12 protein-coding genes and 1 riboswitch are annotated in these 12,963 nt (G+C 50.6%); of the genes, 2 read left to right on the top strand and 10 right to left on the bottom strand.

Going from position 1 to position 12,963, the window contains the following annotated elements; all coding sequences use genetic code 11:
• Positions 1–213: 213 nt before the first annotated feature.
• Together QMG93_RS09415 and QMG93_RS09410 are read right to left on the bottom strand one after the other, a co-directional pair.
• Positions 214–1,347, bottom strand: a complete 1,134-nt coding sequence (locus QMG93_RS09415) for a glycoside hydrolase family 88 protein (protein WP_281935716.1) — start codon at positions 1,345–1,347, stop codon at positions 214–216.
• 64 nt (positions 1,348–1,411) lie between these two features.
• Positions 1,412–2,476: a LacI family DNA-binding transcriptional regulator gene (locus tag QMG93_RS09410; protein ID WP_281935714.1), complete on the bottom strand. Its 1,065-nt coding sequence runs from the start codon at positions 2,474–2,476 to the stop codon at positions 1,412–1,414.
• A gap of 249 nt (positions 2,477–2,725) precedes the next feature.
• Here QMG93_RS09410 and QMG93_RS09405 point away from each other — a divergent pair, with 249 nt between their 5' ends.
• A complete protein-coding gene (locus QMG93_RS09405) occupies positions 2,726–3,127 on the top strand; it encodes a LytTR family transcriptional regulator DNA-binding domain-containing protein (RefSeq protein WP_281935713.1) in 402 nt (133 codons plus the stop codon).
• A gap of 4 nt (positions 3,128–3,131) precedes the next feature.
• Here QMG93_RS09405 and QMG93_RS09400 read toward each other — a convergent pair whose 3' ends face one another.
• From QMG93_RS09400 to QMG93_RS09385, 5 genes are all read right to left on the bottom strand, one after another.
• Complete coding sequence (locus QMG93_RS09400) at positions 3,132–3,473, bottom strand: LytTR family DNA-binding domain-containing protein (RefSeq protein ID WP_281935712.1); 342 nt, start codon at positions 3,471–3,473, stop codon at positions 3,132–3,134.
• A 154-nt stretch (positions 3,474–3,627) separates the two neighbouring features.
• Positions 3,628–4,149 carry an accessory gene regulator ArgB-like protein gene (locus tag QMG93_RS35365; protein WP_369077324.1) on the bottom strand — a complete coding sequence of 174 codons (522 nt, stop codon included), beginning with the start codon at positions 4,147–4,149 and terminating at the stop codon, positions 3,628–3,630.
• An 834-nt stretch (positions 4,150–4,983) separates the two neighbouring features.
• The gene (sdhB, locus tag QMG93_RS09395) at positions 4,984–5,751 is read right to left on the bottom strand and encodes a succinate dehydrogenase iron-sulfur subunit (protein WP_036679356.1); all 768 of its coding nucleotides are present in this window, start codon (positions 5,749–5,751) and stop codon (positions 4,984–4,986) included.
• A 2-nt stretch (positions 5,752–5,753) separates the two neighbouring features.
• Positions 5,754–7,514: a succinate dehydrogenase flavoprotein subunit gene (sdhA, locus tag QMG93_RS09390; RefSeq protein WP_281935709.1), complete on the bottom strand. Its 1,761-nt coding sequence runs from the start codon at positions 7,512–7,514 to the stop codon at positions 5,754–5,756.
• A 15-nt stretch (positions 7,515–7,529) separates the two neighbouring features.
• Complete coding sequence (locus tag QMG93_RS09385) at positions 7,530–8,186, bottom strand: succinate dehydrogenase cytochrome b558 subunit (protein WP_216789039.1); 657 nt, start codon at positions 8,184–8,186, stop codon at positions 7,530–7,532.
• 260 nt (positions 8,187–8,446) lie between these two features.
• Between QMG93_RS09385 and QMG93_RS09380 the strand changes: the two genes are divergently transcribed.
• Entirely contained in the window at positions 8,447–9,355 is a 909-nt protein-coding gene (locus tag QMG93_RS09380) for a LysR family transcriptional regulator (protein ID WP_281935706.1), read from the top strand.
• A 17-nt stretch (positions 9,356–9,372) separates the two neighbouring features.
• Here the strand turns inward: QMG93_RS09380 and QMG93_RS09375 are convergent, their stop codons facing one another.
• From QMG93_RS09375 to QMG93_RS09365, 3 genes are read right to left on the bottom strand one after another with little or no spacing between them, the layout of a single operon-like run.
• Positions 9,373–10,599, bottom strand: a complete 1,227-nt coding sequence (locus QMG93_RS09375) for a cation:proton antiporter (protein ID WP_281935705.1) — start codon at positions 10,597–10,599, stop codon at positions 9,373–9,375.
• Positions 10,600–10,652: 53 nt separating this feature from the next.
• On the bottom strand, positions 10,653–11,315 hold the full coding sequence (locus tag QMG93_RS09370; protein WP_281935703.1) for a potassium channel family protein: 663 nt from the start codon (positions 11,313–11,315) through the stop codon (positions 10,653–10,655).
• Positions 11,316–11,328: 13 nt separating this feature from the next.
• Positions 11,329–12,681, bottom strand: coding sequence for a TrkH family potassium uptake protein (locus QMG93_RS09365; protein WP_281935928.1), 1,353 nt, complete (start codon positions 12,679–12,681; stop codon positions 11,329–11,331).
• 66 nt (positions 12,682–12,747) lie between these two features.
• Positions 12,748–12,892, bottom strand: a riboswitch (cyclic di-AMP (ydaO/yuaA leader).
• Positions 12,893–12,963: the final 71 nt, after the last annotated feature.

Below are 12,963 nucleotides of genomic sequence, written 5' to 3'. Positions count from 1 at the left end.
TTTATATATTAAAAAGGGGGTCTTGCTTATTATATTACACCCCTAACATGTTAAATACGTAACAGGAATATTTCATTTGTGTAACAAAATTGTAATCGCTGCCATTTTGCGAAAATAACAATCACTTTTTCACGATGAGTCTCCCCCTTTCACGCAAAAAACTCCCTCACGTCATCCTAAGCGAGTCGACGTAAGGGAGCCTCCACATTCATCCTAGCTTCTTTCGTACCAATAGCCCGTGATGCCATTTTCCATACGCAGCAGCGCTTCGAGGTAGTAATAGTCGCCCCAAATCATATAATCGTCCGGCGCTGACCCACCGCGCACGCTGTACGAACCGTGCTCCAGCAGCCCTTCCGCATCCGGCTGTCCGATCGTGGAGTAATTCTCCACCAACGATTTCATCGAACGGTGCAGCCCGTCCTCCAGGAAGGCCCGGTCGGCATCCTCAGCGTCCAAATGAGACAGGAGCTCAACAAGCCCGGCCGAGGCGATCGCAGACGCGGAGCTGTCGCGTTTCGTCTCCGGGGTGACCGGCGCATCGAAGTCCCAGTACACCACATCGTCTTCCGGCAGCCGCTCCAGGAAATAACGGGCCATACGGCGGGACGTTTCCAGATACAGCGGATTTTTCGTATACCGGTAAGACAAAGCGAACCCGTAGATGCCCCAAGCTTGACCCCGGGTCCATGTAGAGGCATCACGGTAGCCTTGATGCGTCCCTCCTCGAAGCGACTCGCCCGTCTCTTGGTCGAAGTAAAACGTATGATACGACGAATCGTCCCCGCGGACCAGGAAACGCCGAGATTTGTCGGCGTGCGTAACCGCTACGTCCAAGTACTCCTGGTTGCCCGTCTGCTCGTAAGCCCAGTACAGCAAAGGCAAGTTCATCATGCAGTCGATGATGATGCGTCCGCCGTTCTCCAGGTCGCCTTCCGGTCCCCACGCTTGGATGTAACGGCCTTTCGGGCGCCAACGCCGCATCATCACATCGGCCGCTTCCAGCGCCAGTTGCTTGCCAGCCGGGTCCCGCTCGATAATCCACTGCGCCTTGGCAGAAAGCGAGTACAAGAACCCGATATCGTGATGGTCCAACACCCGATGGGCTTCGAGCCGTTTCTTGAAGCTCTCGACCGTCCGCACGGCCGCTTCGCGGAACGCCTCGTCCTTCGTATGCTCATAGCAAAGCCATAGCATCCCGGACCAGAAGCCTTCCGTCCAATCGCAATTATCGTTTAGGATATATTTTCCGTTCTCGCTGACATGAGGAAACAGGCCGCCGAATTTGCCGATGTTGGCTTTTGTTTTTTGAACCGCGTCTTCAATCGCCTTTTGCCATAAACTCATGAGGATCAAGCTCCTTTTTCTGGTTGTCGTCTATGTAAGGCCCGGAGGCCGATGAAGCCCATCGTCAGACCGACTGGCTAGACATGCGCGGGACAAGCTGCATCGGAACGCGAACCTCGTGCGCATCGGTAATCTCGACTCGATCGGAATTCTCATCGATCCGCACCATCGTATCGCTTTCCCCGAGTTGTTCCAGCATCAAGCGGATGGCCAGTCGGGCCTGCTTGTCGTAAGGAATGTTCATCGTCGTCATCGACGGATAGCAGACCGATGTGAACGGATCGTTATTGACCCCGACAATCTGCACGTCCTGCGGAACTTTGTAGCCATGACGCAACACGGCAAACATGAACGCCAACGCCACATTATCGTCAAATCCCATTACCCCGACCGGCCGTACCCCGTCCGAAAAAGCAAGCACCTGCTCCACCGCTTCATCCATCGTAAGCCCATCATCCATCTCCACGATTGTGGACGGGATCGATTCCGGAAGCCGGTCCAGCCCATTGCGGAAGCCGATCCGGCGCTGTCGGTCCGTTCCGAGCGATTTTGCTTTCGCCAAGTAAACCATCTTCCGGCTGCCTTGCTCGTACAAATGCCGCACGATCGTATCGCAGCCTTCCAGAAAATCGAGATTGACCGCGCCGGCCGCGATGTCGCTCGGCCACCCCCAAGCGTTAAATAGAACCAACGGGGTGCCATCCGATACGATCTGTCTGGTGGCTTCCTGAGACATCGCCAACCCGTGGCAAAACAACCCGTCTACCCTGCGCTGCAGCAGTACGTCCAAGTGACGCTTCTCGATCTCCGGATCGAAGCCCGCCGCTGAAAATACCGACAGATGGTACCCATACTGGTGAGCGATACGCTGCATTTCTTCGGCAAAACGCCCATAATACCCGCCGAAGCTCGGTACGAGCATTCCTAGCTCGTAGGACTTTTTGCTGCTGAGGCTGGCAGCCATCACATTGCGGCGGTAACCGAGAAGCTCTGCCGCCGCTTCCACCTTCCGGATCGTCTCCACCGACATCGGCACATTCCGTCGGTTCAGCACATTCGACACCGTAGCAATCGATACGCCGGCAGCCTCTGCCAGATCTACGATCGTAATTTGGCGTTTTTTGCTCATAACCGGCACTCCAATTCTTTAACATGATTTAAACGTTTAAATTAATGTCTATTTTACCTTCTAACCTACCGATTCGTCAACGGAATTTTATAGATAGGCTTGGCTTATTTTGTCAATAGAGGATTTAAATTTTAAACCAATGTAAAAAAATTACTAAATCTATGTTATCCTTTTTAGTAAACAATTCCATGGTTAACCATTATTTAGTATCTAATTTTTTGTTAAAAAGTACACAAAAGGAGAACCTCCATGAAATCGCCCATGTCGGTTATTCAAACTTTGCCAACGGGAGAAAGCAGACTCGCCGTTATCGATCTCCACAGCGATGTTCTTTATACCGAAAAGGATAAATCCGGAAGGCTTATTTTCCATACTTTACACGGAGAATACCGGGCTATCGCGGATTTGGACGATCTGGAAAATCATATTGAAGACTTCTGGCAGCTCGATGGCTCCAATGTCGTGAACATGTCGAAGGTCAAAGGGGTCGGACACCATTTGAAGGCCTACTTTGATGACTTCCCGACAGAGCGAAGCAAGTTCGCTTCCATCAGCTGGATGTTCATGCATCTGCTGCAGGACATCGTTCATCAGCGCATCAACCATAACCGATGTCAATCGATCCCCGGAGCGCTGCCGAAAAAAGACTAGCCTTTCAAGGTTGGTCTTTTTTCTTTTCCAAATGCTTTAACACTTTTTTCATATTGGGCTCGGAAACGGGAGCGAATTTCGTATTGTCCGTCGTCTCCTCCTCAAAATAAACTGCCTTACGAACGGCATGGTAACCTTCGATCCGGTCCATTCTTACGCTATAAGATCGATCCACCTTATCGAACGACAAGTCTTGATACGCTTTGCTCAGCTGGTCGAGGGTCGTCGGAACGATATATCGTTCAGTGCGGGTATGTACGCTGATGACATTATTATGAGTGGTGAAAAAAACGATCTCATCGTCGTCAAGTTCGTAACCCGAACCGTCCTCCCGAAGCACTCGCATTGTAAATCCAACTCCAAACTAAACCTTATTTTTGTCCATCAATTCTTTCGGGGCTTTGGGACTGAAGACCATTGGTTTTAAAGTAACGATAAAAACCGAAGCACATACGGCTAAAATAGCTGAAACTAGTTGCGCAATATGCTTTTTCAAAAAATTACCCCTTCCTTTTTAATGGAATGATGGTCAAACACTGAACAAAAAATGTAATAGCTAGTAACGAAGACATGTATATAAAATTGATACTTACAATGCCTACAGCTAAACATTTATATATAGGACGATAAACGGCCTTCAATTTAGTTTCCTGATCGATATTTGGAGCAAAAAAAAGCAGTAAAATAATACTTGTAACATTAGCAAACGTCACAATTGAAACAGTCAATTCTGGAAGATGGGGTAACGATGTACATATGAAAACAGAAACAAGTATACAACCTATGCTAGACTTAAAATGGACTCCGCCCGAAAAAAATCTTAACCAAGCGAACGATAACAAAACAAGAGACGTTTCATAAAACTTTCCAAATATGTAACCGACGAATAAAGTAATCAACACAATCGACAACGTATTAAATAAAATACTTAATGCATATTCCATAATTTCAACAGTTGTCGTCTTCTCCGGATTCGCATTCTTTATCCAAACTGATACTGCACGAGCAGGCCTATTAATCATCACTGCGGTCCTTCTTATACGAAAAATATAATATACAGTACATAATTAGAATCAGCACAAAAAATATATAGACTAATTTCATATTATCATTTGCAAAAAAATTATAAACAAACGATAAGACAAAAACCGACAATGCGTTCATACCTATAAACATAATATTAATTTTGCTCATTTTAACCATGACGAATTGTGAATGCGGAACAAAATCAAAGCCTTTCCTTCCTTTTTTAATCCACCATCCCAATAACCAAGCAGAGAAAGCTGTAAGGATTTGAAGAAGATTCGTTCCTACTATATTGTTCGTCAAGGTTCTAATCTCAAATATACCTATTGCCTCTAAGATAAAATAGCAAGTAGCTTGTATGATCACATACCCCAAATATGTGCTGCATGTCATAATCCCGGCGTAAAATGGATGAACTCTGAATAACAGCCAAACAAACATAAACATCAAAAAAATTTGCACGAGAACATCTATAGATTGGATCTCATATACATTTCGATTCGTATACGAAATAAATGACGCTATCGCGCTCGCAAATACAATCGAAGCCGGGTACATATCGAACTTGAACAAACGGAACATCAAATAATACATCGCCATTGTTTCCATTATCGAAAAGACCATGAACAATATAAAATCGACCAATGCAACCGCGCTCCTACAATGGCTATCTTAAAGAATTTCCCTGATTATACCTTGTATTAATATACTTCCATTTACAAATTTCGACAAGGACATAAATTGGAAAAAGATGATCTAAACTGCCTATTCCCAAACAAAAAAATTCCCCCCTGCGATCGCAGCAAGGGAGAATTTTATTACGAGTATGATTACACGCTAAGCCATTTCTTGAACAAGTGCTTCGTCGTATCGAGATTCATCGCCGCGATCGACGTAGTGAGCGGGATGCCTTTCGGACAGGAACGCACGCAGTTCTGCGAGTTACCGCAGCCTTCAATACCGCCGTCCTCCATCAAAGCTTCCAGACGCTCGTGAGCGTTCATCTCGCCTGTCGGATGCGCGTTAAACAAACGCACTTGCGAAACGGCTGCCGGACCGATAAACGTCGTTTTATCGTTCACGTTCGGGCAGGACTCAAGACACACGCCGCAGGTCATGCATTTGGACAGCTCATAGGCCCATTGACGCTTGGACTCGGCCATCCGCGGTCCCGGACCGAGGTCGTACGTACCGTCGATCGGAATCCATGCTTTAACCTTCTTCAGAGCGGCAAACATGCGCTCACGGTTGATCACCAGGTCGCGAACGACCGGGAATGTCGTCATCGGCGCGATGCGAATCGGCTGCTCCAGCTTGTCGACGAGCGCGGAGCAAGCTTGCCGCGGCTTGCCGTTAATGACCATCGAGCAGGCGCCGCACACTTCTTCCAGACAGTTCGATTCCCAGCAGACCGGTGTCGTTTTATTGCCGCTCGCGTTCACCGGGTTCCGCTGAATCTCCATCAACGCGCTGATCACGTTCATATTCGGACGGTAAGGAACCTCGAACTCTTCCGTGTACGGTTTGCTTTCCGCAGAATCCTGACGCGTTACGATGAACTTGACCTTTTTATTCGCTGCTGCAGTTGCTTCGGCCATGATTAATGACCTCCCTTCTTCTTGTCGGTCGTGTAGTCACGCTTTCTCGGTTCGATCAGCGATACGTCAACGTCTTCCCAATCGATTTGCGGACCGTCCGGCGTCCATTTCGCCTTCGTCGTTTTCAGGAACTGCTCGTCGTTACGATCCGGGAACTCCGGCTTGTAATGCGCGCCGCGGCTTTCGTCGCGAAGCAGAGCGCCGAGCGTCATCGCATGGGACAGCTCAAGCATGTTCCACAGCTGGCGGGTGAATGCCACACCCGGGTTGTTGAAACGGGCCGAGTCGTTGATGTTGATGTTTTTGTAGCGTTGCTTCAGCTCGTTGATTTTGTCGAGCGTTTGTTGGAGCTGCTTGTTGTAGCGCACGACGGTCATGTTGTTCGTCATCCACTCGCCCAGCTCTTTGTGGAGCACGTAAGCATTCTCGGTACCGTTCATTTTCAAGATGCCTTCGTATTTGTCCGTGTGTTCCTTTTTCGCGCGATCATAAACCGTCGACGAAACGTCTTCGGCATGCTTATCCAAGCCTTTGATATATTCAATGGCCTTTGGACCGGTGATCATACCGCCGTAGATCGCGGAAAGCAGCGAGTTCGCACCCAGACGGTTGGCACCATGGTACTGGTACTCGCACTCGCCACAGGCGAACAGCCCCGGAATATTCGTCATTTGGTTATAGTCAACCCACATGCCGCCCATCGAGTAATGCACGGCAGGGAAAATCTTCATCGGAATTTTGCGCGGATCGTCGCCCATGAATTTCTCATAGATCTCGATGATCCCGCCCAGCTTAACGTCAAGCTCCTTCGGATCTTTGTGCGACAGGTCGAGATACACCATATTCTCGCCGTTCACGCCGAGCTTCATATCGACGCAGACAGAGAAAATTTCCCGTGTCGCGATATCCCGCGGTACCAGGTTTCCGTATGCCGGATATTTTTCTTCAAGGAAGTACCACGGCTTGCCGTCTTTGTATGTCCATACGCGTCCGCCTTCACCGCGCGCGGATTCGGACATGAGACGAAGCTTGTCGTCGCCCGGAATCGCCGTCGGGTGAATCTGAATGAACTCGCCGTTCGCATAATAAACGCCTTGTTGATATACCGCACTGGCCGCCGTCCCCGTATTGATAACCGAGTTCGTCGTTTTACCGAAGATGATCCCAGGACCACCTGTCGCCAAAATAACCGCATCAGCCTTGAAGGTGTTGACTTCCATGCTGCGCAGGTCTTGTCCGGCAATCCCGCGGCATACGCCGTCGTCGTCGAGCACAGCGCCCATGAACTCCCAATGCTCGTATTTTTTCACCAGACCGGCGGTTTCCCAACGGCGTACTTGCTCGTCAAGCGCATACAGCAACTGTTGGCCTGTCGTCGCTCCGGCAAACGCCGTACGGTGATGCTTCGTTCCCCCGAAACGGCGGAAATCGAGAAGTCCTTCCGGCGTACGGTTGAACATAACGCCCATCCGGTCCATCAAGTGGATGATGCCTGGTGCCGCTTCGCACATCGCTTTTACCGGCGGCTGGTTGGCCAGGAAGTCTCCGCCGTAAACCGTATCGTCAAAGTGTTCCCACGGGGAGTCACCTTCCCCTTTCGTATTCACCGCTCCGTTGATGCCGCCTTGCGCGCACACGGAGTGGGAACGTTTAACCGGCACCAAGGAGAACAGGTCGACGTGAACTCCAGCCTCTGCCGCTTTGATGGTGGCCATCAAACCAGCCAAGCCTCCACCGACTACGATGATTTTTGAATTCGCCATGATCGTCCCTCCCCCTTAACCTTTCGCCATTTTCGGCAGCTGACTGAAATCCGGATTCATAAATGCCGTCAAGGACAAAATAAACATGACGGACATCACCACGAATACGGCCATCCACACGTAAGTCGAAACTCGCTGCGCGCGCGGCCCCACGGTAATTCCCCAGCTGACGAGGAAAGACCACATGCCGTTGCTGAAGTGGAACACGGCCGCAACGATGCCAATACAGTACATAATGAAGTAAATAGTGTTGGTAGCGATCCCATGCATGTGAACGCCAATCGCCGCTTGCTCCACGTTGCCGAACGAGATTTGCAGACGCGTTTGGAAGAAGTGGAAGGCCACGAACAAGAACGTAATGACACCGGTTACGCGCTGCAAGAAAAACATTTGGTTGCGGAAATAGCCGTAGTTGGACACGTTGTTGCGCGCCGTATAAGCCACATACAACCCGTAGATGGCGTGATAGGCGAGCGGAATCCAAATGCCGACAATTTCCAGCAGCAGCACGAGCGGCAGTTCATGAAGCCAGAACACTTGATCCAAAAAAGCCGCATGTCCGCCGCTGAACGCCTTGTAGTTCGTCAGCAGGTGCTCGATCAGGAAGAAGCCGACCGGAATGACACCAAGCAATGAATGCAGCTTCCGTGAAAAGTAAGAATTTTTAAACATTGAAACTAGTTCCCCCCTCAAATTAAAGCTTGTCACCGCTTCGTCAAAACCATTTACCATTGTACTCCCGCATATCGGGAGCGTCAACAAGAAACGCTATGCCTATTTTCGATGTTTCGACAAGCTTTTATACCGTTTGCGGCAAAAAATGTGAACAAGAAGTGACACATTCCATACTACTCCTGAATCGCTTATAATGGAAGTGCTGATTTTTTATATATGCTTATAACTTATTAACATATGAAGGACGGATACTTTCTATGGAGCTTATTGATGTATTTGCTACTGTCGTCGAGCAGCAAAGTTTGAATAAAGCGTCGCAGTTGCTCAACGTCTCCCAGCCTGCGCTGTCGCGTAAAATTATGCGGCTGGAGGAGGAGCTCGGCATTCAGCTCTTCGTCCGCAAAGGCAAGCGGCTGGAACTGACCCGCGCCGGTGAGGTGTGCTACGAGTTCGCTCTGGAGCAAAAGCGGCTGGAGCGCCGGCTGCACGAGAAGCTGCAGGCGTTCAAAACAAACGTCAAGCCCGCCAGCATCGTCATCGGAGCAAGCCTGACGACGCTTCAGTCGACACTGCCCGACCTGATTACGATCTATACCCGTGAATACCCGAATACGGATATCAAGGCCGTTACCGGCAAAACGCACGAGATCGTCCCGCTCATCAAAGAAAAACGCGTGGACATCGGTCTCGTCGCCTCCATGATCGAAGATCCGTCCATCGTCTGTGTGCCCTTATTCGACGACCCGCTCTGTCTTGTGCTGCCCGAAGGGCATTCGTTCGCCGACAAGGAGGAGCTGTTCATTCAAGATCTGCATGAGCTGCCGATGATCTTGTTTTCGCGGGGCACATGGTACCGTGTCTTGATGGATGAGATGTTTCACCGCTGCGGGGTACACCCTGACGTTAAAATGGAGATCGACTCGTTCGAAGCGATTACCCGGCTCGTATCCACCTGCAAAACGGCAACGCTTTTGCCCGAATCGTATTTGCGCCGCAATCTGATCGAAGACAACGAGCTGAGCGTGCGTTTCATCCCCGAGCTGGAGCAAACGAAAAGAACGACCTCCCTCCTGTTCACGGAGGAAGCCGTTCTTGAACCGTCCATCCGCCGCTTCATCGATCAAGCGGTCCGGCATTACCATACGGCGGACGAATATACATTATAAGAGCCGGGGACGAAGCGTCAGTCCCCCTTCTCTTCTAATCCGAGCCTGCGGGCGACATACGCCGTCGTTCCGGCCTGCAGCAGGATGGTCAGCAACACGGCCAGAAACGTGACCGACGCGATAACGTCCCCATACTTCACGCCCATCCCGACAACCATGCCCGACAATGCCGCCGGGATTACTCCCGTTTCGCGCACCCAGAACATGAATACAATCTCGTTGCGCTTCCATCCGGCCTTGCGGTCGGGAAGCGCGCATGCCAGTACGGTCAACGGGCGGGCAATCAGCATAAACACGACGATCACGGCAATACTCGGCCACAAATGATCGAAAATGACCCGGAAATTCACTTGGCTGCCCAGCATAATAAAAATGAGCATCCGCATAAGTACGGTCATATTTTCGGTAAAATGGCCCATTTCATGCAGCTTGTCGTCCAACTCCAGCTTGAACAGCTCGTGATTGCCCCAGATGAGTCCGGCAACGAAGGTCGCCATAAACCCGCTGACGTGCAGCACGTCGCCGAGCCAATAGGCGCCGAGCGCCGTAACGATCAAGGCGATGGTCGCATAATCCCGCAGCCAGCCGAGCTTGAGGTGAGCCGTGACAAAGACCAGAACAAGGCCGACAAGCAAACCGACGACAATACCGCCCACGGCAGTCTGCACAAAACCAATCACGCCGGCGCCCACCGACAATGCTTGTCCGCCAGTGATCGCCCCGAGCACCGAAAAGGTCAGGATCGAGCCGGTGGCGTCGTTAAAGGCGGATTCGCTTTCGACCGTTTCCCGCACCTTCGTACGAATGCGCACCTGCTTGAAAACGGGGATAAGCGTCGCCGGGTCCGTCGATGAGATGATTGCACCGAGCAGTACCGCGTACATCATCGGGATGCCGAGCAGCCAGTGTGCGGCAAAAGCTACGACGGCACAAGTAATCAAAACCCCGGGCACACTGAGCAGCGATACAGTGATCCATACTTTGCGAAGCCCCGACAACTTGATATTCCGACCGCCATCGAACAGAATAAGCGCCGATCCGGCCGTCAAAATAAACTGGTTCATAAACGAGCTGCTGGGCTCATTGACCAAATGCATCCCTTGCCCCACGATAACGCCCGCGATCAAAAAAAGAGCGACGTCCGGCAGTTTCAGCCAGCTCGCTACTTTTCCGGAAATCATGCCGACGAGGAGGATAAATATAATAAGAAAGAGTACGTGTTCAATCATAACGCTATTTTCCATTAGTGCTCTTCGCCTCCTGAAAACTCGGCCTTGCTTCGGTCGACCGCGGTCTGCTACCGGATAACCTCATTCTCGAACGTCTCGATCTGCTCATTCGTTCCAATGACGACCATCACATCTCGTTCTTCCACCATGTCTTCAGCTGTCGGAGCGATAATGACGCCGTTCTTCTTATTAATAGCAACGACGCTGCAGCCGTACCGCGCTCGCGGATCGAGCTCCTTCAACGAACGGCCGTTCAAGCTGCGCGGCACCGCAAGCTCGGCAATCGTATAATCCTTCGACAGCTCGATGTAATCGAGCAGGTTGGGCGATACCAATTGATGCGCCACTCGGATGCCCATATCCCGCTCTGGATAAATGACGCGGTCCACGCCGATCTTTTGCAGCACTTTGCCGTGCAGCTCGGACAGCGCCTTGGCTACCACCATGCCGACACCGCTATCTTTTAACAGAATCGCCGTTAAAATACTCGCTTGAATGTTATCGCCGATGGAAACGACGACGCAATCGAAATTCCGGATGCCGAGCGAGCGGATCACATCCTCGTCGGTAGCGTCCGCCACCACGACGTGCGTCAGCTCGTCGCTCATCTCCTCCACCGCTTCTTCATCCTTGTCGATGCCCAGCACCTCATAACCGAGCTTGATCAGTTCCTTTGCAAGACTGGAACCGAAACGGCCGAGGCCGATGACTGCATACTGACTACGTTTCATTCGTTAGCTTCCCCTATCCGATCGTAATTTTTCCTTCCGGGTATCGGTACAACTCTTTTTCCGCTTTCGGCCCTAGCGCATAGGCGAGCGTAAGCGGTCCGAGACGGCCGGCAAACATGGTGAGAGAAATCATAATTTTTCCAAAGAAAGAAAGGTCTGGTGTAACGCCCATCGTAAGTCCGACCGTACCGAAGGCGGAGGTTACTTCGAACAACAGCTTCAGAAACGACTGGTTCTCCGTCGTGGTCAGCAGCATCGTAACAAAAATGACCAGAAACAAGGCGATCATCGTCAGCGTAATCGCTTTAAGAATGCGGTCCTTGCCGAGCCGGTAATGGAACAATACGATATCTTCTTTCCCGCGGATCATGGCGATCATCGCTCCGATCAGCGTGGTAAACGTCGTCGTCTTAATCCCGCCGCCGGTCGATCCCGGAGATGCTCCGATAAACATCAGAATGATGGTGAAAAACTGCGACGCCTGGCGCATGGCACCAATATCGACCGTGTTCGCCCCGGCCGTCCGCGGCGAAACCGATTGAAAAAACGAAGCGAGAATTTTGCCGGACCAGTTCAGCGAGCCCAGCGTCTTCTGATTCGTAAACTCGAAAATAAAGAAAACGATCGCCCCGACCACAATCAGTAGACCGGTGGCGGACAGCACAACCTTGGAGTGCAAGGACAACCGTTTATGCTTCCTGTAATCGACGACGTCGGATATGACGACGAAGCCTATGCCGCCCAATATGATCAGGCCCATCGATACGATGTTCACGATCCAATCGTCCGCGTACGTCGTCAGACTCGTGAACGGAGCGACGACGGAGCCGAATAAGTCGAAGCCGGCGTTGTTAAAGAATGAGATCGCATGGAATATGCCGAAATAAATGCCTTTGGCGATCCCTAAATCGAATGACCAGCGAATGGAGAAAATAACGGCCGCAACGAATTCGATCGTAAGTGAGTAGACGATGACGCGCCGGATCAGGCGGACGATCCCTTCCATACTCCCTTGGTTCATCGCTTCCTGCAAGATAAGCCGTTCCTTGAGCGATATGCGCTTTCTTAGCACGAAAGCAAACAACGTCGCCATGGTCATAAAGCCGAGGCCTCCGACCTGAATCAAGGAAATAATGACAATTTGTCCGAACATGGAATAATGGCTGCCCGTGTCCACAACGACCAATCCGGTTACGCAAGTGGCGGACGTAGCCGTAAACAACGCGTCTATAAAGAGCGTAGGTTGTCCGCTTGCTGAGGAGATCGGCAGGGAGAGAAGAGTAGCTCCGAGCAGAATGATCGCCGCAAAGCCGATTACTAAAATTTGCGGCGGCGTCAGCTCGATTTTTTTGGCGATGGATTTCATCATACACCTCTGTTAACAGGTTTCAGGCAACAAAAAAGACACTGGAAACCCTAGTGTCGTTGTAAAGGTTCCTGCAAAAAAAGCCTACGAGGTTAGCTGACGGATTCGGGTTTACAGGCACCCTATCTACAAGCCCTCCAAGGACTTGCGGAATTCACCCCTAAAATCATGGTTCCCCCGTTTTCGTAAAGAAATTCGGCTTGTTATTCAATTGATATGAATGAATTATAATCCCGTTTCGGCGGAAGTACAAAGCTGTTTTAGACTGAAATGACACCAGAA

Source organism: Paenibacillus tyrphae, from assembly GCF_027925525.1.
Classification (GTDB): domain Bacteria; phylum Bacillota; class Bacilli; order Paenibacillales; family NBRC-103111; genus Paenibacillus_G; species Paenibacillus_G tyrfis_B.
Note: the sequence above shows the minus strand (reverse complement) of the source record. Positions and strands in the feature narration are given on the sequence as shown.

Bases quoted from the DNA above. Each gene is read 5' to 3' on its own strand.
- QMG93_RS09410 (WP_281935714.1), bottom strand. From the start codon at position 2,476: ATGAGCAAAAAACGCCAAATTACGATCGTAGATCTGGCAGAGGCTGCC.
- QMG93_RS09400 (WP_281935712.1), bottom strand. From the start codon at position 3,473: ATGCGAGTGCTTCGGGAGGACGGTTCGGGTTACGAACTTGACGACGAT.
- sdhB (WP_036679356.1), bottom strand. From the start codon at position 5,751: ATGGCCGAAGCAACTGCAGCAGCGAATAAAAAGGTCAAGTTCATCGTA.
- sdhA (WP_281935709.1), bottom strand. From the start codon at position 7,514: ATGGCGAATTCAAAAATCATCGTAGTCGGTGGAGGCTTGGCTGGTTTG.
- QMG93_RS09380 (WP_281935706.1), top strand. From the start codon at position 8,447: ATGGAGCTTATTGATGTATTTGCTACTGTCGTCGAGCAGCAAAGTTTG.
- QMG93_RS09385 (WP_216789039.1), bottom strand. From the start codon at position 8,186: ATGTTTAAAAATTCTTACTTTTCACGGAAGCTGCATTCATTGCTTGGT.
- QMG93_RS09405 (WP_281935713.1), top strand. From the start codon at position 2,726: ATGAAATCGCCCATGTCGGTTATTCAAACTTTGCCAACGGGAGAAAGC.
- QMG93_RS09375 (WP_281935705.1), bottom strand. From the start codon at position 10,599: ATGGAAAATAGCGTTATGATTGAACACGTACTCTTTCTTATTATATTT.
- QMG93_RS09370 (WP_281935703.1), bottom strand. From the start codon at position 11,315: ATGAAACGTAGTCAGTATGCAGTCATCGGCCTCGGCCGTTTCGGTTCC.
- QMG93_RS09415 (WP_281935716.1), bottom strand. From the start codon at position 1,347: ATGAGTTTATGGCAAAAGGCGATTGAAGACGCGGTTCAAAAAACAAAA.
- QMG93_RS35365 (WP_369077324.1), bottom strand. From the start codon at position 4,149: ATGATTAATAGGCCTGCTCGTGCAGTATCAGTTTGGATAAAGAATGCG.
- QMG93_RS09365 (WP_281935928.1), bottom strand. From the start codon at position 12,681: ATGAAATCCATCGCCAAAAAAATCGAGCTGACGCCGCCGCAAATTTTA.